General features: G+C 55.1%; 19 protein-coding genes and 1 pseudogene. 9 read left to right on the forward strand and 11 right to left on the reverse strand.

What is annotated here, in order from left to right; translation table 11 throughout:
* Positions 1–28 precede the first annotated feature (28 nt).
* Positions 29–418: a DUF2812 domain-containing protein gene (locus ACZF99_RS02050; protein WP_483608637.1), complete on the forward strand. Its 390-nt coding sequence runs from the start codon at positions 29–31 to the stop codon at positions 416–418.
* Positions 419–938: 520 nt separating this feature from the next.
* Here ACZF99_RS02050 and ACZF99_RS02055 read toward each other — a convergent pair.
* Complete coding sequence (locus tag ACZF99_RS02055; RefSeq protein WP_483608639.1) at positions 939–1,847, reverse strand: EamA family transporter; 909 nt, start codon at positions 1,845–1,847, stop codon at positions 939–941.
* A 183-nt stretch (positions 1,848–2,030) separates the two neighbouring features.
* Positions 2,031–2,912, reverse strand: a pseudogene (locus ACZF99_RS02060) (iron-containing alcohol dehydrogenase); the annotation flags it as partial.
* Positions 2,913–2,960: 48 nt separating this feature from the next.
* Here ACZF99_RS02060 and ACZF99_RS02065 point away from each other — a divergent pair.
* Positions 2,961–3,104: a hypothetical protein gene (locus ACZF99_RS02065; RefSeq protein ID WP_483608641.1), complete on the forward strand. Its 144-nt coding sequence runs from the start codon at positions 2,961–2,963 to the stop codon at positions 3,102–3,104.
* Between the two features lie 59 nt (positions 3,105–3,163).
* Here the strand turns inward: ACZF99_RS02065 and ACZF99_RS02070 are convergent, their stop codons facing one another.
* Entirely contained in the window at positions 3,164–4,075 is a 912-nt protein-coding gene (locus tag ACZF99_RS02070) for an AraC family transcriptional regulator (protein WP_483608643.1), read from the reverse strand.
* A 232-nt stretch (positions 4,076–4,307) separates the two neighbouring features.
* Here ACZF99_RS02070 and ACZF99_RS02075 point away from each other — a divergent pair, with 232 nt between their 5' ends.
* Positions 4,308–4,496 carry a hypothetical protein gene (locus tag ACZF99_RS02075; RefSeq protein WP_483608645.1) on the forward strand — a complete coding sequence of 63 codons (189 nt, stop codon included), beginning with the start codon at positions 4,308–4,310 and terminating at the stop codon, positions 4,494–4,496.
* Between the two features lie 88 nt (positions 4,497–4,584).
* On the opposite strand, the gene ACZF99_RS02080 is transcribed toward ACZF99_RS02075, so the two are convergent.
* Positions 4,585–5,574: a dimethylarginine dimethylaminohydrolase family protein gene (locus ACZF99_RS02080; RefSeq protein WP_483608647.1), complete on the reverse strand. Its 990-nt coding sequence runs from the start codon at positions 5,572–5,574 to the stop codon at positions 4,585–4,587.
* A 101-nt stretch (positions 5,575–5,675) separates the two neighbouring features.
* Positions 5,676–6,269 (reverse strand): LSm family protein, encoded by a 594-nt coding sequence (locus ACZF99_RS02085; protein ID WP_483608649.1) that lies wholly within the window; start codon positions 6,267–6,269, stop codon positions 5,676–5,678.
* A gap of 200 nt (positions 6,270–6,469) precedes the next feature.
* Between ACZF99_RS02085 and ACZF99_RS02090 the strand changes: the two genes are divergently transcribed.
* Positions 6,470–6,682: a DUF378 domain-containing protein gene (locus tag ACZF99_RS02090; RefSeq protein ID WP_483608651.1), complete on the forward strand. Its 213-nt coding sequence runs from the start codon at positions 6,470–6,472 to the stop codon at positions 6,680–6,682.
* 53 nt (positions 6,683–6,735) lie between these two features.
* On the opposite strand, the gene ACZF99_RS02095 is transcribed toward ACZF99_RS02090, so the two are convergent.
* The 3 genes from ACZF99_RS02095 to ACZF99_RS02105 form a co-directional block, all read right to left on the reverse strand.
* Entirely contained in the window at positions 6,736–7,404 is a 669-nt protein-coding gene (locus ACZF99_RS02095) for an SGNH/GDSL hydrolase family protein (protein WP_483608653.1), read from the reverse strand.
* 140 nt (positions 7,405–7,544) lie between these two features.
* Entirely contained in the window at positions 7,545–9,374 is a 1,830-nt protein-coding gene (locus ACZF99_RS02100) for an ABC transporter ATP-binding protein (protein WP_483608655.1), read from the reverse strand.
* Positions 9,364–11,118, reverse strand: a complete 1,755-nt coding sequence (locus tag ACZF99_RS02105; protein ID WP_483608657.1) for an ABC transporter ATP-binding protein — start codon at positions 11,116–11,118, stop codon at positions 9,364–9,366. Before ACZF99_RS02105 ends, ACZF99_RS02100 begins: the two co-directional genes overlap by 11 nt.
* A gap of 291 nt (positions 11,119–11,409) precedes the next feature.
* Between ACZF99_RS02105 and ACZF99_RS02110 the strand changes: the two genes are divergently transcribed.
* Genes ACZF99_RS02110 through ACZF99_RS02120 form a run of 3 tightly spaced genes read left to right on the forward strand, consistent with a single transcriptional unit; the run spans position 11,410 to position 13,287 of the window.
* Complete coding sequence (locus ACZF99_RS02110) at positions 11,410–11,796, forward strand: GntR family transcriptional regulator (RefSeq protein ID WP_483608659.1); 387 nt, start codon at positions 11,410–11,412, stop codon at positions 11,794–11,796.
* Positions 11,789–12,649: an ABC transporter ATP-binding protein gene (locus ACZF99_RS02115; protein WP_483608661.1), complete on the forward strand. Its 861-nt coding sequence runs from the start codon at positions 11,789–11,791 to the stop codon at positions 12,647–12,649. The genes ACZF99_RS02110 and ACZF99_RS02115 overlap by 8 nt, the downstream gene beginning before the upstream one ends.
* Positions 12,646–13,287 carry an ABC-2 transporter permease gene (locus ACZF99_RS02120; protein ID WP_483608663.1) on the forward strand — a complete coding sequence of 214 codons (642 nt, stop codon included), beginning with the start codon at positions 12,646–12,648 and terminating at the stop codon, positions 13,285–13,287. Before ACZF99_RS02115 ends, ACZF99_RS02120 begins: the two co-directional genes overlap by 4 nt.
* Positions 13,288–13,310: 23 nt before the next feature.
* Here ACZF99_RS02120 and ACZF99_RS02125 read toward each other — a convergent pair whose 3' ends face one another.
* The gene (locus tag ACZF99_RS02125) at positions 13,311–13,433 is read right to left on the reverse strand and encodes a DUF6017 domain-containing protein (protein ID WP_483608665.1); all 123 of its coding nucleotides are present in this window, start codon (positions 13,431–13,433) and stop codon (positions 13,311–13,313) included.
* Positions 13,434–13,727: 294 nt separating this feature from the next.
* On the opposite strand from ACZF99_RS02125, the gene ACZF99_RS02130 reads away from it, so the two are divergent.
* Positions 13,728–13,976 (forward strand): hypothetical protein, encoded by a 249-nt coding sequence (locus tag ACZF99_RS02130; protein WP_483608667.1) that lies wholly within the window; start codon positions 13,728–13,730, stop codon positions 13,974–13,976.
* Positions 13,977–14,400: 424 nt separating this feature from the next.
* Here ACZF99_RS02130 and udk read toward each other — a convergent pair whose 3' ends face one another.
* Together udk and ACZF99_RS02140 are read right to left on the reverse strand one after the other, a co-directional pair.
* The gene (gene udk, locus ACZF99_RS02135; RefSeq protein ID WP_483608669.1) at positions 14,401–15,024 is read right to left on the reverse strand and encodes a uridine kinase; all 624 of its coding nucleotides are present in this window, start codon (positions 15,022–15,024) and stop codon (positions 14,401–14,403) included.
* 150 nt (positions 15,025–15,174) lie between these two features.
* Positions 15,175–17,217: a methyl-accepting chemotaxis protein gene (locus ACZF99_RS02140; protein ID WP_483608670.1), complete on the reverse strand. Its 2,043-nt coding sequence runs from the start codon at positions 17,215–17,217 to the stop codon at positions 15,175–15,177.
* Positions 17,218–17,430: 213 nt separating this feature from the next.
* Here ACZF99_RS02140 and ACZF99_RS02145 point away from each other — a divergent pair, with 213 nt between their 5' ends.
* Positions 17,431–20,064: a calcium-translocating P-type ATPase, PMCA-type gene (locus tag ACZF99_RS02145; protein ID WP_483608672.1), complete on the forward strand. Its 2,634-nt coding sequence runs from the start codon at positions 17,431–17,433 to the stop codon at positions 20,062–20,064.
* The last annotated feature ends 3 nt before the right edge of the window (positions 20,065–20,067 follow it).

Here is a 20,067-nt window from a genome sequence, read left to right on the forward strand (position 1 = left end):
TTAACGCTGATGAGGAGGAAGCGGACCTATGAGAAAGAGAGTGTTCAGGTACTTTATTTCAGTGGTGAATCTGGAGAATTGGTTGAACAGGATGGCTGCGGAGGGGTGGAGACTGGTTAAAACGGATACCTTTACTTACACCTTTGAAGCATGCAAACCTTCCAGCTATGTGTACCGCGTCGAGTTTGTCGGAGGCAAAACCAAGCGCGAATTGGACGCTTATCGGGAATCTCTGCGCGAGAAACAAATTAGCTTCTTCAGCAAGGCGATCAACTTGGGCAAGTTTTCTTTCGGAAGCATCAGATGGCGTCCCTACGGCAGAAAATGGGGGGTTCTCGCAACCGCTCCCGGGACCATCAACTCCGAGATTTTGATTATGGAGCAGGACAACAGCGTGGTTGGCGGCTTCCCGATTTAGCTCCTAACCTCATTTAATAAGCCTGATGCAACGCCAATTGCGCTCAGGCTTTTTGCATGGGTCGGAAGCTGCGCCACTTCTCCTCCCTTTGCTTTAACAAATCGCGGATTTCGGCCAGCCGCTCCTCCTTTTTGGAATGGGTGGGGAGTCTACGGCGAGGAGAATGTCGGTTTGGGTTGTCTAACGGACACCAGTGACGCTAATGGGGGGCGATCGGGTACTTACGGAACCTAACGGACAGAGATGACGTTATTTTCGGAATATCACCGTGAACTTCAGTTCCTTAAGCCCAATAAGGTCCGTGTAGTCCGTTACGCTGGGAAATACACGGGAAATGTGCGAATAAGGTCATTACGGTCCGATAGAGCAACAGGCGGCCGGCCTATTATTATACCGCCCCCGTCACACGCATCACCCCCGTCACACGCATCACCCCCGTCACCCGACCGTCACCGGCATCACCCCGTCACACGCATCACCCCGTCAACCGCCACCCGGCGCGCCCTGCCCGCCCTTTGTCCTACAGTTCGTCCGCCAAGCCAAGCAAGGCGATTCCCGCCAGCACCAGCACGACGACGGCGTATTGCAGCCGGCTGAGCCGCTCCTTGAGGAACAGGCGAGACAGAATCACCGAGAATACGCTGTACGAAGCGATCAGCGGCGCGGCCACGATGGCGTTGCTGGCCATGGCGAACACGTAGAAGAATTGGCCCGCCGTCTCGAAGATCGCGGCAACCCCTTTGACGCGTTCTCCCCAGAAGTTGAACCGCTGTTTTTTGACCGCAACCAAATAGAGATAAACAACCGCAGCGCATAGGAAAAAGGTGAACTCATAAGCCAGAAGAGCGGCATCCTCCCCGATCAACTTCAGCTCGTCCAGATAAATTCCGTCGGCAAACGTGCCTAGTCCGTCAAGCAGACAGTACAGCAGCGGAAAGGTAATCGCCATCACTCCGATTTGATATTTGGCGTTGATACGCTCTGTTCCCGATTTAAGGGCGAGCCGCTCCCCCTGCTTCTCCAGAACCGCCAGCCCTACCACGCCGAAGGTGATAATCGCCACCCCCGCAATTTCAACCCAGCCGAGGTCGTGGGGGAAAAACAAATACAGCAGGATCGCCGTCACGGCCCCGGACGAGTTCTGCACCGGCGAAGCGATCGAAAGCTCGATGTACCGAAGCCCGAAATAACCGATCGCCATCGACAGGATATACAGCGCCGATACCGGCAAATAACGAATCATGTCCATCGGATCGAACGAAAGCCCCTGGATCAGCAAATACGCCGTACCGTGAATCCCCATGACGAGACCTACCATGACGACGATTTTCAGATGGCTGTGGGGGTCTTGGCTGTCACTGCCTTTTTTGTAGAACAGATCGGCGCCCCCCCAAGCCAAGGACGTCAATAAAGCAAATAGAAACCACATAGATGTAAATCCTCCCGTTTATGTAGAACCTTTATGATTATAAAAAACGGACCGCCGGGAGTGTCTATGACAAAATTTACCTAGTTGCGTTTGTTGAAAATAGCAAGGGAAAAGCCCTCCAAGCTTACGAGGTCGGTCTTCGCTCGAAGAACCGTAAGCTTGAGAGGGCTTTGGTGCCGATTATTAGAACCTTCCGTAAAACGCGTTCCGGTAAATATCGGCGAGTTCCTCCACCAATGGCATTCGGGGGTTGGCCGTCGTGCACTGATCCTCGAAAGCCCGGTCGGCCAGGTAGTCCACCTTCGATTCGAAATCAGCCGGGTCGAAGCCGAGATCCTGGAATTTCTCCGGAATGCCCAGCGACTGGTTCAACTTGCGGACGGCCTCGATCAAGCTGTTGACCCCTTCCTCGGTCGTTCCTGATTTGAGCCCAAGCATTCGGGCGATTTCCGCGTACCGCTCGTCGGCGACGAAGTAACGGTATTTCGGGAACGAAGCGAATTTGGAAGGCTTTTGGGCATTATACCGAATGACGTGCGGCATCAGGATGGCATTTGTCCGGCCGTGCGCCGTATGGTATTCGCCGCCCCATTTATGCGCCAGGCTATGGTTGATGCCGAGAAAGGCGTTCGCGAACGCCATGCCGGCAATCGTCGAGGCGTTGTGCATTTTCTCGCGTGCCAACGGGTCTCCCGTGTGGAAGGACTGTTCCAGGTACTGGAACACGAGCTTGATGGCATGCAGCGCCAAGCCGTCGGTATAATCGCTGGCCATGACGGAGACGTAAGCCTCGATCGCGTGCGTGAGCACGTCCATCCCGGTATCGGCCACCGCCGTTTTCGGAAGGGAGAAGACGAACTCCGGATCGATGATCGCCACGTCGGGCGTCAGTTCATAGTCGGCCAGCGGGTATTTGGTATGACCTTCTTTCTTATCCGTGATGACGGCAAACGAGGTGACTTCCGAGCCGGTCCCCGAAGTCGTCGGGATGGCCACGAACGTCGCTTTTTCCCCTAATCGCGGGTACTTATAGATCCGTTTTCGGATATCCAGGAACTTCTGCTTGAAGCGGACCTGCGCAAGCTGTCCGAATTCATCAAGACCTTAACTAACGTGGAACGCGTGGAGATCCTGCCGTATCACGAAATGGGAACTTATAAATATGAACAGATGGGCATCGAATACCCGCTCCTTCACACCAAACCGCCGGATGAAGAAACGATTCGGAGGGCAAAGGAAATTTTAGGCGCGGAGTGAGAGTGAGGGAGCCATAAGAAATCCCCCTTAACGACAAATGTTAAGGGGGATTTCTGCAGTTATCGCTCGATCTTGATCACCGGTGTGCACAAGAACGTTAATTGCAGCTCCGGCGGGACGCACTGGTTCTGATACCACTCGTAATTTGGCCGCGCCGGATCGGCCCTCCAGCCGCTGTCCGGCAGCCATTCCCGGGTCCAGCGATCCCAGGTCGGGCCGATTTCCTCGGACGAGCCGAAATGGACCGTCACCGCATACAGCCCTGCCGGAATCTCATATTCGATCAGCCCATAACCCGCCTCGCTGCGGAAGTCTGCGCCCACGGTGATGGCGGCGTAAGACCGTTTCTCCGGCATCGGGATGTGGTCCGCATGGTCAGGAAATACCGACATCCATTCTTGGGCTTGCGGGTACAGCTGATGCTCTTTCAAGATGGCGTGGAGCTTCTCCCAGGCTTTGGGCAGTCCCCAGTAATCTCCCACGTTCTCCACACCCACCATGCGTTTGGCGTCAAAAGCGACGATTTTCGTATCCAATCGATTCACTCCTTCGGGATTGAGGTAAAACCAATGGGACGGCTGGCTTTCGTTGTAGTGCAGACCGACGGAGGAAAACACGGCGCCTTCCCACCCCGGCAGCTTCCGGGCATCGGTCGGGGCCAGCCCGTAGATGCGCTTGAATGCCTTGGTGAACGCCTCCGGCGTTTCGTATCCGGAGTCCAGCGCGATCTCCAGCACTCCCCTGTCGGTGTTCCGCAGGAGGTGCATCGCCTTTTCCATACGCAGCCGTTTCAGGCATTCGTGCACGTTCTCCCCGGTCAGCTCGCGAAACTTCCGGTGGAAATGATACGGCGACGAATGGAGCTCTCTGGAGATTTGCCGGAAATTCAGCGGCTCATCCAGCGCGCCCAGAATGCGCATGATCGCTTCTTCTACTTTTCGGTGCCAGTCGATCTTTGGATTGGTTCTCATAACAACCTCATCTTAATCCCGAAAGGGTTCGTTGACCTGTTCGCGGTTGCGCTTTTTGCGCTTTCGAAGAAACCCGCGTTCCCGCAGTTCTTTTATCCTTTCGCCGGAAGCAGCCAAATTCCTTCGAAGGCGGCCTCGCCCGGAAAAATGCAAACGCTCTCTATTTATGTTAAAATGCTTCTAACCTGAAATCATAGGATCGATAAATATAGAGGGGCGGGAGTGTCGCTGAATGAGAGGATATAACCTGTGGCGTCCGATCTTTTTGATCTTAATCGCATTATTGACGAATGGTTTGGTCACGAACCTTTGCGTGCTGTTTGGAATGACGCCTCAGGCCGCGGAAAATATCGGTTTTGTGGCGATGATGGTTGCGGCTTTGATCGTATATACCCGATATACGAAGAACCGCCGCAAGTAGGCCTTTTCCGGAGAACCCCAGCGGTCGCGCCTACATGATCTGGGGAAGGAAGAGACGCGATCCGCGTCTCTTTTTTGCTTCCCCGCCTTCATAGCAGCGGTTCCCGGATCAACGGCAGCGTACAGCAGTGGATGCCGCCGCCCATCTTGGCGATCTCGGAGATATCGACGGGAATGACCTCGACACCTTGGCTGGAGAGCAGGTCGATCGTATGTTTCCCGTCCGCGGAGAACAGGACTTTCCCCGGAGCCAAAGTCAATCCGTTGATGGTCAACGTCGGATCTCGGGGATCGACATGCAGCAGCTCGATATCGCGCCGGTGCAGCTCGTCGAGGAACCAGTACGGCAGCAACGCGGTATTCACCAGCGCTTTGCGGCGGTCAACCATCAGGAACGCTTCGTCCAAATGGATGATTGAGGCGGGCAGGTCGACGACGATCAGCTCGATCTGCTGCAGCGACAGCAGATGGCGCACCTGCGCGATTCCCTCGGGGTTTACGCGTTCCGACCGGCCAAGGACAGCGGTTTGCCCGTCCAGCATGATGAAGCTGCCGCCTTCGGCAAAGCCGCTTCCCTGGATCATGCCCAGGATCGGGACGCCGGCGGCGCTGAGGGTGCGGGCGGCCAGCGGCGTTTCCCCGTACCTGACATATAACGCGAAGCGGGACAAAATGATGCCGCCGGGAATAACCATGCCCAAATCGCGGGTAAACATCGATTCCGGCCAGGGACCGGCAGGCTTGTCCAGCCAAAGAATACGGACGCCTTCCTTCTCCAGGGCGGCGGCCAACGCTTGGTGCTGCGCTTGCAAACGCTTGAGTTTGGGGGCCGAGGTGCCGCTGTTTTTGCTGAGCCTCCCCTTGATATGCTGAAGCAGGACGGGGCCGGACTCGATCACGCCAACGGGATCATGCAACTGCAGTACCTCCTCACCCGGCGCGTGCATCAGCACCAGGCGGACCGGACCGATCGGATTATCGGTTCCCCAGCGGAGCTTCCAGATCGCCTCCAGCAGCTCCGGATCATGAAACGGCTCTTGGACCTGTTTTCGCGACAAATAGGGATAGGATGACGTCATGCGGATACTCCTTTCCAAACCTGAGGATGAGAGATGTTCCCAGCTTTCCCATTTTGACGGGTAACAAAACAGGCAGCCGTCCAAGAGGACGACTGCTTGGGTTAGACCATCAAGGCTTTGATGCCGTTAAACAGGGGAATGATCGATTTGATGGCGTTATAGCCCATTTTCATCAGGGGCATGTATTTTTGGACTTTTTGCACCATGCCGAAAATTCCGGGCCGGCGGGGTCTTTTCGGGGACCCGCCTTCCGAGTCCTGCCCCTGCGGTTCGTCGGAACCACCGCTTGCGCCGCCGAAGCCGATGAACCCCGGTCGTTCCGGTCTCGGGACTCCTGCGAAGCCCCATGCCCCGGGTCTTCCCGGATTTCCGCCGAAGCCGAAGCCGGAGCCTCCCCACGGCCCGCCGCCCAAGCCCCAGCCGGCACCCGGACGGAGGCCGCCGCCCGTGCCGGGATTCCCCGGCAAGCCGCCGCTAAATAACGGCTGGAAGGCCGACACCCGCGCTTTTTTGTGGCGCGCTGCCGCTTTTTTCTTCGATTTCTTCTTGCCGTGCGGGGGCACGGAGAGGACCAGGCCGTTTGGATCCAGCCCGGCGATCCATCCGATATAAGAGCGCCCGTCGTGCAAAGTCACGCGAACCGGCTGGCCTTTCAGCTGCTTCGCGCGATTGCGAATGTGTGCCGAACTTGCCATGCATGGATCACCTCGTGCTTGTATTTTTTCGGTAGACGTTTTGCTCGCTATATCTTACTCGGATTTTGGCGCGCTGCCTGTGCTTGTTCCCCGGTGTTTGGGCGCCGATTCGTGATATTTATCGGCGCCTGCATAAATTTTGGGCGAGTTGGAAATTTAACTAATGAATAAAATTTTTCGACCGAGGAGTTGGCCCGGAAGTGAAAACGTTGAACGTTGTGGCGCTCGCATTACTGATTGTGGGCGGGTTAAACTGGCTGTTGGTAGGGCTCTTTCAATACGATTTGGTGGCAGGCCTATTCGGCGGGCAAGACGCGATTCTATCGCGGATCATTTATGTCATCGTCGGCATCTGCGCCATCTATGCGTTTAAGTTCTTCAACGACGTCACGGAAGACGAAGTCGCCCGATAGGCCGGGGAAATCCGTGCGAGCAAATCTTAGTCCGGGGTGCGGGAGCTTCCCGGCTATTTTTTTTTCGAAGAGACATTCGTTTTGGGAAAAAGATAAGGCGCAAGCCCGTTCGCGATAACCCGGTGGCCCCGGTCGTTCGGATGGATCGGCAGCGTGCCGCCGAGGATGTCTTCCAGCCGGCCTTCCCGGTAACCGTCGATCAGTTCCGCCTGCTTGCCTTCGAACCATTTGTGCGACGGTGCGGTTTTGGCGCCGTACTCGGCGGCGATGGCTTGGGTCGTCCGGTTCAGCCGGCCGATCCACTCGTCCGCGATGGAGCTGTTCGGAAACGGATTGTATTGCGTGCAGCAGACGATTCGGGCCGGGCCGGTTCTGCGGATATGCCGCAGGACGGCGCTCAGATTTCGGCGAAACTGCACGAGCAGCTCCATATTCGGAAAAGGTCCGCCGTGCACGAGCGGAGTAATCGCCGCATTTGCCAAATCCACGCCGCCGATCCAGACCGATACGACGGAGGAGCGCTTAATCATCTCCGAGCCCTGCCACAGCACGGCATCCAGCAGATTGCCGCTGGTCCAGCCCGATCGGGCCAATACATAACTTCGGATCGTGCGGGGGCTGGAACGTTGATAAGCCGATACGGCCAAATGAGGATACGCCAGCTTCGGCGAGGAAGCGTTGTCGCCATACGTAATCGAATCCCCAAGCGCTGTATAGATCATTTGCATGTCACCCACTCAAGATAGACTTTACAAGTATAGTATTGCAAACGGGGTGGGGAGGTGCGGACGAAACAGATGAGATCAAGGGCGGGCTCCGATGAATCGGGCCCGCCCTTGCCGTGACAACGCTGCTGCGCTAACTAGACGCTGCGGCTTCGCGGCTCCGCGCGGTCTTGCCGCGAGTGGCGCACCAGCTCCGCATAGTAGCCGCCCCGGGCCAACAGCGATTCGTGCGTGCCCTGCTCGGCGATGCGGCCGTCCTGGATCACGAGGATGCGGTCGGCATGCTGGACGGTGGACAGCCGGTGCGCGATAACCAGCGTCGTCCGGCCGGCGGACACCACGTTCAGCGCGTTCTGGATCAACTGCTCCGTCTGCGAATCCAGGTTGGCCGTCGCCTCGTCTAGAATGAGGATGTTCGGCCGAAAGGCCAGGATCCGCGCGAAGGAGATCAGTTGCCGCTCCCCGGCGGACAGCCCGCTGCCCCGGTTGGACAGCCGGGTGTCGTAGCCGTCCTTCAGCCGCTGGATCATGGGGCCTGCGCCGATGCGCCGGCAGGCTCGGATCACTTCTTCGCGGCTGATGTCTTCGCGGAAGAGGCGGACGTTGTCGATAATCGACCCGGCGAACAGGAACGGGTCCTGCTGCACCAGTCCGACGATGCGGTGCAGCGAGGCTTGCGGCAGACGGCGGATGTCCGTGCCGTCGATTTCGACGCTGCCCTCGTCGACGTCATAGAACCGCGTCAGCAAGTTCACCAGGGAGCTCTTGCCTGCGCCGGTTGTGCCGACGATGCCGATGAACTCGCCTTCCCGAACGTGAAGGTCGAGCCCGTGCAGCACCTCCTGCCCGTCGGTGTAAGAGAAGCGGATGCGGTTGAAATCGATCCGCCCGCGCACCGTTTCGAACGGCGCGACCTTGGTTGCTTCGGGCGCGGGATCCTTAACCTCCGGCTCGGCGGAGAAAATCCGCCACAGCCGGTCCACCGACACGATCGTGGATTGCAGCGTGTTCCACTGCTGGGTGATCTGGTTGATCGGCTGGAAGAACTGGCGGATATAGCTGATAAAGGCGTACAGTACGCCAAACTCGATGCGCTGGCCCAGCACGGCGAAGCCGCCGATCCAGACCACGAAGGCCACCGACAAATTACCGAGGATATCGAAGGAACGGTTGAACAGGACGGTCGCCCGCACTTCCCGCAGATTGGCCCGCAAATACGCCGTGTTCCGCTCCGCAAAACGGGATTCCTGCTCCCGCTCCTGATGGAACGACTGGATCAGGCTCATTCCGCTCAGATTCTCGGCGGTAAACGCGATGAGCCGGGACAGCAGGGAACGGGCCCGCTGGTAGCTGGTGCGCAAATACTTGCGGAAGGCGATGGCGATGACCGTAATGATGGGAAAGAGAATCAAGCAGTATGTGGCCAGCCTGACGTCCAGCGCGAACATGAAAACGACGACCAGGATGAGCGATAATCCGTCGCGCACCAGGCTGAGCAGCACCTGGGTAAAAAACTGGTTGATCGTCTCCGTGTCGCTCGACTCGTTCGTGACGAGGCCGCCGGCCGAGTTGCGGTCGAAGAAGGACATCGACTGCCTCGTGATCTGCTTGAACAGGTCCTTGCGCAGCAAGGCGACGATGCTTTGCCCGGCCCGCTGCAGCAGGTTCGCTTGCCAATAGGAGAAGACGCCGCTGACCGCCTCGAGCGCAAGGTAGGCCAAAGCCAGGCCAAGCAGGATGCTTGGGCCGTGGGCGCCGAACAATACCTTCTCGTCGATGGCGTATTTGATCAGGAACGGCTGCAGCAAGTCGGCGGAGATGGCCAGGAATGCAAAGCCGAACACGGTGAGAAACGCCTTCCGATGCGGTTTGGCGTAGGAGAGCAAAGCGGCGAACGCCTTCCTTCGCTGCTCCGGGGTCACTTCGTATTTCTTGCGGGGGTCGGCGGTGTCCGGGTTAGACGGCATCGCTGTCGCCTCCTTCCTGGAGGTGATACAGGCTTGCGTACAAGCCCCCGGCTTGCAGCAATTGCGCATGGGTTCCCTGCTCGGCGATCCGCCCGTCGTCCAGCACGAGGATGCGGTCGGCGTGTTTCACCGCGCTGATGCGGTGGGCGATGATCAGGGTCGTCTTACCCTTGCGGGCTTCGCGCAGATGGGAGAGGATTCGCGTCTCCGTCACGGCGTCGACCGCACTGACGCTGTCATCGAGCAGCAGGATGGGAGCGTCCTTGATCAGCCCCCGGGCCAGGCTGGTCCGTTGGCGCTGTCCGCCGGACAACGTTAGGCCGCGTTCGCCCAGCTCGGTGTCGAATCGGTTCGGGAAGCCGGCAACGTTGTCGTAGAGATCGGCCAGCCTGGCGGCTTCCTCGATTTTGCCCAGCTCGGCCGTCCGATCGAAGAAGGCGATGTTGTCGCGGATCGTCGTGCTGAACAGGAAGCCGTCCTGCGGCACATAGGCGATGCGGGTGCGCAGGCTCTCCAGCGTGAGGTCGCGGACGTCCCGGCCGCCGATGAACACCGTGCCTCGCGGCGGGTCGTATATGCGCAGCAGCAGCTTAACGAGCGTGGTTTTGCCGCTGCCGGTCCGGCCCACCACGCCCAGCGTTTCCCCGGGGTTCAGCCGGAGCTGGATGTCCCGCAGCGACTCGCGCGCCGCCTCCGGATAGGTGAACGTCAACCCGCGGATCTCGATGCGCAGGCTTTGCGGATCCTCCGGCATCGGCAAAGCCCTGTCCTCGTCGCGGATGTCCGGCTTTACGGACAGCAGGCGGTTCAGCCGATCCAGCGAAGCCCGCGAGCGCTGCATGAAATTGATGACGTTGCCGATGAGCCTTAGCGGGTTCATGATCATCCGCAGGTACAACGTCAGCGCGACGAAACTGCCGAGCGACAGCTCGCCGCGCGATACGAGCAGGCCACCGTAGGCGATGGCCACGGCCATCGATACCGCGCCGGTAAACGGCAGCAGCACCTGAAACAGCGAGCTCATGCGCACCAGCGACAGCTGGCTGTCCAGGATCCGGTCGACCGTTTGTCCGAACCGGGCGCGGGCGATTTCCTCGGTCGCGAAGCTTTTCGTCACTTTGATACCTTCAAATTGCTCCTCCGCCGCTTCGGTCATCGCGGCTAACGACTCCTGCACCTTTCGCGAGTTGTCGCGGATTTTGGGGCCGAATCCGCTTACAATCAGCGGGATGGCGAGCAGCGGCATAACGCAAACCACGATCAAAAGCGCCGGAATATCACTGATCGTCATCATCGTAATGACGGAGATCAACAACACCGACGCATTGGTCATCTGGTTCAACCCGTTTGCGATCGACTCCCGCACGCCGGTGACGTCATTCATCACATAGCTGAGCAGCTTGCCGATCCCGTGTTTCGAGAAGAACTTTTCGCTTAATTGGGTAAAATGCCGAAACAACTGGCTCCGGGCGCGAAATTCGAACATCCGCCCCAGGCGATGGTTAATGTATTGCCCGATTCCGAAACACAGGCCGTAGACGACGGCAATGGCAGCCAGAGTGAGCGCGTACCGGCCTACTCCGCTTCTCGTTAACCCGCCCTGTTGGAGGTGGTCCGTGAAATCCCCCAGTACCTTCGGAAAATACGAATACGTCACGTTGGCGGCCGTCAGACACAACACGGCCGTCAAGTACAGCGGCAAATGCGACTTGATGTGGTCAAGCAGCAAGGTCTTTCCCCGCATTGGGCATCCCGTCCTCTCCCAGAAAAGTTTGCCGGTTCTCTCCAACCTCCTACTTCCAGTCTCAACCTTTTTATCATACTGCGAATCGCCGGATCCATCAAACCGTCGGACGTTCTTCGTGATGCTGCATAAAACCCGATACGACGCCGTGCACGGGGCAAATATCTTTTGTTGCAATATACAGTTGATCGATATAGTTGGAGATGTAGGGAAGAGGAGATGAACCCGATGAGCTCCATGCTATACTGTACTTATAGATAAAGTACAGTATAGCACAGGTGGATTGATGTTATGGAAATAAGCATAAGCAATAAAAACAGCAAGCCCATATATGAGCAAATTACTTCGCAGATAAAAGCCAAAATAATGAGCGGTGAACTTCAAACAGGCGACCCGCTTCCGTCCATGCGGGGGTTGGCAAAATCTTTGCATATCAGTGTCATTACGGCTCAAAGGGCTTATGAGGATTTACAAAAAGATGGGTTTATTGAAACCGTGGCCGGGCGGGGCTGTTTTGTCGCGGCACAAAACCGCGATTTTATACAGGAAGAAAAGCAAAGAAAAGCAGAGGAACATTTACAGGAAGCCGCTGATATCGGACGCACTCATGGAATTAAACTGGAAAAACTCATTGAGCTGTTAACACTATTCTACTCGGAGGGGGATACGGATGAATAACATTTTAGAAATAGAAAATTTGGTGAAAAACTATCCCGACTTTTCACTCAATCACATAAAACTCTCTATTCCACAAGGAACCATTATGGGGTTAATCGGTGAGAATGGCGCGGGTAAAACAACTACCATTAACTTAATTCTTAATGAGATTAAGCGTGATGGCGGTACGATTAAGATTTTTGGGAAAGACAATATCCAATTTGAAAGGGAGATAAAAGATAAAATCGGTGTCGTATTTGACGATTGCCATTTTCCCGATTTATTCAATGCCCTTGAATTGGAGCGGTTTCTTAAACCGATTTATACGGCATGGCAATCAACAACGTATATGGGATACTTAAAGCGATTTGGACTTCCCGCCAATAAGCCTGTTAAGGCCTACTCTAAAGGTATGAAAGTAAAACTGGCTTTCGCTGTTGCTCTCTCTCATTGCCCGCAATTACTGATTTTAGATGAAGCAACCAGCGGATTAGACCCTGTCATGCGGGATGAAATATTGGATGTTCTTTTGGAATTTGTACAGGAAGAAAGCCATTCCGTGCTTTTTTCCTCTCATATCACGAATGATTTGGAGAAAATTGCTGACTATGTCGCCTTTCTTCATAAAGGTAATTTGGTGTTCAGTAAGCCTAAAGACGAGTTGCTATATAAGTACGGCCTTATAAAATGCGGAGCGGATATTTTTAACAGTATTCAAGGGCAGGATATCCTTGCATGGAGAAAGCTGGATTATGAATGGCAAGTCCTTGTTGCTGATATTGAAGCTGCCCGCAAGAAATATAGAAAGTGCATAATTGAAAATGCCACAATTGAGGAAATCATGCTACTTTATATAAAGGGGGAGAAAAGATGAAAGGCCTTATTATCAAAGACTTTATCACAATGTTTAAGAGAATTAGACCAATGAATTATCTGCTGATAGCAGCGGCCACGGTTTTTATCTTAATATATTTCAAGGGTGAGGGTGCGCTATATGTAGCTGTTTTTCTTCCGGTTGTGTTGTCCGGCGTACCTAAAACGCTGATGGTATATGATGAACAATGCAAGTGGGATAAATATGCCATTGCATTGCCGATGACAAGAAAAAGTATTATTGGAAGCAGATATTTGTTTTTCTTAATGACTGCTGTTGCCGCGTCTGTTATTGCATTTTTCATCAGCGTTATTTCCTGTATCTTGTTCCCTAACGAGGGCTTTAGTCCTTACTTAATCGCTGGCATATCTGGCTTGTTGCTGGCAATCTTCTATGGAATGATTACCATTCCTGCTGGTTACAGCATGGGTACTAACGGAGGGCCGCTGGCAATGCTCTTAACGACTTTTCTTCTCATGGGAGCGTTCTATGTCTTAAAGCGGTTGAACGTTGATATTGAGGCACTACTCGTTTATTTGAAAGATAATCTCTTACTTACAGGCGCTGTGTTCTTAATTATACTTGGGGTGATATCGTACAATGCTTCATTATACTTCTATAATCAAAAACACTCTTAACAAGAATTAGTACAGGTGAAAACTTAAACAATTACTTGAAGCTGCCTAACGTCATATAAAAAAAGCTGTTTGATGTTGCGGATTTTGGTAGTGTTTTCCCGCATACAGTCAAAGACAAATTGAATGTGGCTGCTATTCAGCTTCAAAAACTTAGATTTGTGGGTTTTGTTACGCAGTTAAAGGGCGATTTTGAGGGAAAAGGCATATTCCCCTTGCTGCGCCAAAAACGCACCCGCAAAGCCGCGTAAATCAAGGCTGTTTTTGTCCCTACTGCGTAACATGAGGGCATAAAAAAACGGCGTTCCTATCTTCCCAAAAGGGAATTAGTAAACGCCGCCGTGACACTTAAAGATGCCAATTCAAGGTTTTTCCTCCTTGCAATCGGCGTTTTAGGTGTGATTATAGATGTGTTTAATTGTCTTTAGATTTTTGAAATCCCTGTGTTTATGCGGGTTTCGGGTTGTTGTCCATATATACATAAAGCCACGGCGTTCACCGATCCGAAGGCCTTATACTACACTCCCGGTTTATGGGAGAAAACGGGCGCTGCGTTTTGGACGGCGTTCCTGTTCGAAACGCCGTTTGCGCTGGGACGCGGATTCGCCTGGCTGTTGTTTCCGCTGTTGATCGGGCTGTACCTGATCTTCTCGGCGATGGCCAAAAGCCGGTATCGGCGGTTGAAGTCCTAGCCTAGGCTAGTTTGCTAGTATAGTGTTCCTGATATACCGTGAGCATGGCGATCGACTAGTTGCAAATGGCCAAGCTAATTGGAAATCCTCCGCTTCGATCTGTCCCATTTAGACGATCGGCAGATACTAAGTGGATTTTCTACACCTAAAATGTGGGGATTTGCTCGAAAACGGCTATAAATGGGCAAAACAAGTGGAGGATTTCCAACTAATTCCTTCTGAATTTCACTTTTTGCACGAAATAGATGTGTTTTTTCCACTTAGTCTTGCCTTCGATGCCATTCGATTGGAATGCTACCGGATCGTTCTGCTAGTTTGGCGATCGAGTTCCTCCGATTGGGGCCAAATCCGGTCTAAATATCTGCATTTTTGCAGTAATTTCACGCTGAGCTGCCTGTTCCGCTGCCGGCTGGAGCCGGGCTCCCTAGGCGTTTCTCCCGCCGGATAAATGCTTCTCCGTCAGGATGGCCAGCATTTGAATGCCGACTTCATTATGCCCGCCTTCGGGGATAATGAGGTCGGCGTATTTTTTGGACGGTTCGATAAACGCTTCATGCATCGGCTTCACCGTCGCGAGGTACTGCTGATGGATGGAATGGATTGAGCGGCCGCGTTCCTCCATGTCCCGCAGCACGCGCCGGAGGATGCGTACATCGGAATCGGTATCCACAAACACCTTGATGTCAAGCATGTCCCGCAGCTTCTCGTCGTACAGAACGAACAGTCCTTCAATGATAACGATGTTGTTCGGCAGCAGCTTGATCGTCTTCTCGGAACGGGTGTGGATCGTAAAATCGTATACCGGCGCAAAGGCGGCTTGTCCGTTTTTGAGCTGGACGAGATGCTCTACCAGCAGTTCGTTATCGAAGGCGAAGGGATGGTCGTAGTTTGTTTTCTCCCGTTCGGCCAAACTGAGATGCGACTGGTCCTTATAGTAATTGTCCTGTGAAATAAACGTGACTTTATCCGTGTCCAGCTGGTCGATGACCGAGCGGGCAACCGTCGTTTTTCCGGAACCGGTACCGCCGGCGATCCCTATGATTAACATGAAATTGAATACCCTCCTAAACCTACATCCCGCTACACGTTCCCGTTTAGCATTCCAGTATTGTAGCATAGCCCGGGCATTTTTTCATCTTGTTCGGCTTGAATGGGAACCTTCATATTATGGCAATATTATGGCTGGAAATTGAACGGCTCAGATTTTGAACTGGGCCATCTTGTCCAACAGCTCCTGCACCATGTTGCTCAGCGCTTCGCTGGAAGCGGAGATCTCCTCCATGGAGGCAAGCTGCTCCTCGGAAGCCGCGGCAACGTTCTGCGCCTCCGAGGACGATTCCGAAGCGATGTCGGCCAGCCGCGCTACGCTGTCGGAGACTTGCTCCGTGCTTGCGGTCATCTGTTCGGCCGCGGCGGACACCTCTTGCAACTGGTCGTTCACGTTGCTGATTTCCGCCAGTACGAGCGAGAGCATCGCATTGCTGTCGGAGACGCTTCTCACGCTCCGCTTGACCTGCTCGCTGCCCTTGGCCATGGAATGCGCCGCCTTGTCGGTATCGGTGCGCACATGCTCCACCAACTCCGTGACCTGCTCGGCCGCCTGCTTCGTCTGCTCGGCCAGTTTGCGGATCTCTCCGGCGACGACGGCAAAACCGCGACCGTGTTCGCCTACACGGGAGGCCTCAATGGCTGCGTTGAGGGCGAGGAGGTTCGTTTGCGTGCTAATCGTCGCAATGAGATCGATCATGCCGCCGATCGCGGCGGATCGCTCTTCCAAGCGGGCGATGGAGGAGGCGGTGTCCTCGGTCGCCGCCTGAAGCTCTTCCATGTCGGATACGGCCTGCTCCAGTTGGCCGGTGCTCTCCTTCGTTTTGGACGTTACTTCGCCGGCGGAAGCGGAGATCGCGGAGGAGGAGTCGGCGATCCGCCGCACGCCCAAAGACATTTCGGACACGGCTTGCGACGAATCGGCGGCATAGTCGTTTTGGTCTTGGGCGCCTTGGGCGACACGGTTGATCGATACGGCAATGCTCTCGGCCGCCTTGCCGGTCTGTTCGGCGCTGGCGCTCAACTGCTGGGAGGTTGCCCCGACAGCCATGGATAAATCGGCGACAAGACGGAACATGCCGCGCAGTTTCTCCGTCATCTCATTGAAATGTCCGGCCATTTTGCCAAACTCGTCACCGCTGCGAACCTGCAGCTTTTGCGTCAGGTCACCTTCGGCCATGAGCTGAATTTTACCCGTCAAAAGACGCAGAGGAACGATGACCATCCGCCAAACCAGCCATGCGAGGACAGCCGCAAGAACGGCCAACGCCCCTGCCGACATGGCGATCGAATTAGCTCTTGCTCGGGTATACTCTTTCAGGATGGTATCCTTGTCTACGGCCGTCTGCGTAAACCATACGTGATCGCCGCCCGGCATGGTTACCGGCTCGAATGTCCGAAGGACCTCCCGACCGGCCGAGTTGAAGGTGTAACCCTTAAGCGTGGCACCGCTCTTTACCTGTTGCCATAACGCTTCCTTTTCCGGGTTGTCCCCATACGGCTTCAGCACCGAATCGGGATCGTGCGGGTTGGCGGCATATATTCCGTTTTCCGTCACCAAGGCGACGTAACCGCCAAGCGGGGTATATCGCTCCGCCGCCGTTTGCAAATAATCCATCCGAACGTCGACCTTGATGACGCCTAGAAAAGTCCCCGCCGCATCGAGAATCGGATACCCCGCCGTCATCAACTGTACGGGTTGTCCGCCGATGTCGATGGAATAAGGCTCGAGGTAGGCAACCTTTTTCGTCGACTTCGGCAACTGGAATTCTTCGCCTTCGCCAGAAGTTCCGTCCTCTGGCAACGGAGCCACCTTTACTTGATCCCCTTCTTTATATAGATAGGGAAGAAAACGTCCGCCTGCATCGTTATACGCTGCTTGGTTTACGTTCGGCTCCCACATGATTCCGATTCCATGTACTTCGGGATGGCTCAACAGCTCTTTTTTGAGCAAGGAAACGGCTTCCTCCCGGGACAAATCGCCCTGCTGGCCGGTTTCGGCCAACATCCTGGCCAAGCTTTCCGTGGAAGCCTTGAGGGCGATAAACGTTCTTTCGAAATCGGCTTCATATTGTTTGCCGGCCAATTCGGCTTCCAATTCTCCTTTTGCCATACTGGTTTCCCTGAACTGCCCCAGATTCATGATCATAAGAAGGGTCAATGCGATAAAGACGACCAAGCCGGCAGTCGTCATAAACTTGACGGCTAGTGAGAGTTTGCGGAACAGCTTCAATTTAATCTCCCCAATCTAAGGTGGTGTTTCTACAAATATCGACAAATTTCGTCATATATTTTATAGGTCCGATTCCCCAACCTTTACTTAAGTTTTCATTATAATTTTGCGTGGATTAGGTTTACAATAATGAAGTCAATACCTACTAAATTTTGATTAAAGAGGTGCTGCTGCATGTGGCATGCCAAAACCCGGGATAGTGTCCTGCAAGAGCTGCAGGTGGACCCCGCAACCGGACTTTCCTCGGGAGAAGCCGGAAAGCGGCTGTCCCAATACGGGCCGAACAAAATCAAGGGCAAGCCGAAGCCTAGCTTGTGGGCGCTCTTTTTTGCCCAGCTCAAGGATATGCTGATCTACGTGCTGCTCGGCGCCGCGGTCGTTACGCTTATCGTCGGAGAATATATGGATGCCGTCATTATTTTGGCCGTGGTCCTGTTGAACGCGATCATCGGCGTCATCCAGGAGCAGAAAGCGGAGAAGGCGATCGAGGCGCTGCAGCAAATGACGACGCCCAAAACGCTGGTGCGGCGCGACGGCGAGGTAAAGGAAATCGATTCCGGGGAGATCGTTCCGGGCGATATCGTGATTTTGGATGCCGGACGCTTCATCCCGGCCGACCTGCGACTGCTGGAAAGCGCCAACCTGCAAATCGAGGAATCCGCGCTGACCGGAGAGTCCGTGCCGTCGGACAAAAACGCCGAGGACATGCACGAAGAAGCCCAGACCCCGATCGGGGACCAGAGCAACATGGCGTTCATGTCCACGCTGGTGACCTATGGGCGCGGCGAGGGGGTTGTTGTCGGGACGGCAATGAACACCGAAATGGGCAAGATCGCCAAAATTTTGGACGAAGATACCCATGAGTTGACCCCGCTGCAAAAAAAGCTCGAAGAGCTCGGCAAAATGCTCGGCTACATCGCTATCGGCATCTGCGTCGTTATCTTCGTGATCGGCCTGATCCAGGGACGCGATCTGTTCGAGCTGTTCCTGACGGCGATCAGCCTTGCGGTGGCCGCCATTCCGGAAGGGTTGCCGGCGATCGTGGCAATTGTCCTGGCGCTCGGCGTGACCCGGATGTCCCGCGTAAACGCCATCGTCAAGAAGCTTCCGGCCGTCGAAACGCTCGGTTCGGTCAACATTATCTGCTCCGACAAAACCGGAACGTTGACGCAGAACAAAATGACGGTGGTAAAGCATTTTACGGCGCAGCCGCTGGGGGATGAAGCGCCGCTCGAAATGATCAAGACGTTCGTGCTTTGCTCCGACGCGACTTACGAGAACGGCCAGGGTACCGGCGACCCGACGGAGATTGCCCTTGTCGCTTACGGCGAGCAGCACGACATTGCCAAAAAATCGCTGGAGGCGGAATACAAACGGGTCTCCGAGAAGCCGTTCGATTCCGACCGCAAGCTGATGTCCACGCTTAACCAGACGCGGGAGGGGTATCGCGTCCATACCAAAGGGGCGATCGATCAACTGCTGCGGATTTCGAACTCGGCCGTGGTCAATGGAGAGGTTGTGCCGCTCACCGAAGAGCTGAAGCAGCGGTATTTGCAGGCGGCCGAAGCGATGTCGGACGACGCGCTCCGCGTGCTTGGGGCGGCTTATAAGGATACGGACCGTGTCCTCCCCCCGGAGGAAATGGAGCAGGATTTGACGATCCTCGGCTTCGTCGGCATGATCGACCCGCCTCGGACCGAGGTGAAGGATTCGATCCGGGAGGCGAAGCGGGCCGGAATTACGCCGGTAATGATTACGGGCGATCATCGCAACACCGCCGTGGCCATCGCCAAGGAGCTGGACATCGCCGGTTCCTTGGCGCAGAGCATGACCGGCGCGGAAATCGACGAATTGTCGGACGAGGCTTTTGCCGAGAAAATCAATGACATTCGCGTATTCGCCCGCGTCTCGCCGGAACATAAGGTGAAGATCGTCAAAGCCTTCAAGGCGAAAGGCAATATCGTTTCGATGACCGGGGACGGCGTCAACGACGCCCCTTCGCTCAAAACGGCCGACATCGGCGTAGCGATGGGCATTACCGGCACCGACGTATCAAAGGGCGCCAGCGATATGATTCTGACCGACGACAATTTTACGACGATCGTTCAAGCGATCCGGGAAGGGCGAAATATTTACGCGAATATCCGGAAGACGGTGACGTTTCTGTTAGCGTGCAATTTCGGTGAGATCGTTGCGATCCTCGCTTCGATTCTGTTCTTCTGGCCCTTGCCGCTTCTGGCAACCCAGATTCTCTGGATTAACCTGGTCACCGATACGCTGCCGGCGATTGCGCTGGGTGTCGATCCGGGCGAGAAGGACATCATGAAGCGCAAGCCGCGCGATCCGAAGGAGAGCTTTTTCGCCGGGGGTGCGGCCATGCAGGCGGTGCTGGGCGGCCTGTTGATCGGGGCGCTGACGCTGGTCGCTTTTTATATCGGCCTTCGCGAGCACGGATATTCTTTGCGCGCAGCCGACATTCCCGAGGACGTCATGACGTATGGGCGGACGATGGCCTTTGTGGTGCTGGCGGCGTCGCAGCTGTTCTATTCGTTCTCGAAGCGCAGCGCAACGAAATCGATTTTCCAGATCGGCTTGTTCTCCAACCTGCTGCTCGTCGGAGCGGTTATTGCCGGCTTGCTGCTGCAGTTCCTTTCAATCTCCGTTCCGTTTCTGGCCGCGGCGTTTAAGGTGCAGAATCTCAGCTTGGCCGATTGGGGCCTGGTGATCGTGCTGGCGTTGATTCCGCTGCTCCTGAATGAGCTCGCCAAGATCTTTATGCGGGCCGGGAGGCCGAAAGAGGCGGCATAAGGG

The sequence above is a fragment of the Paenibacillus sp. JL3B1040 genome, from assembly GCF_057063165.1.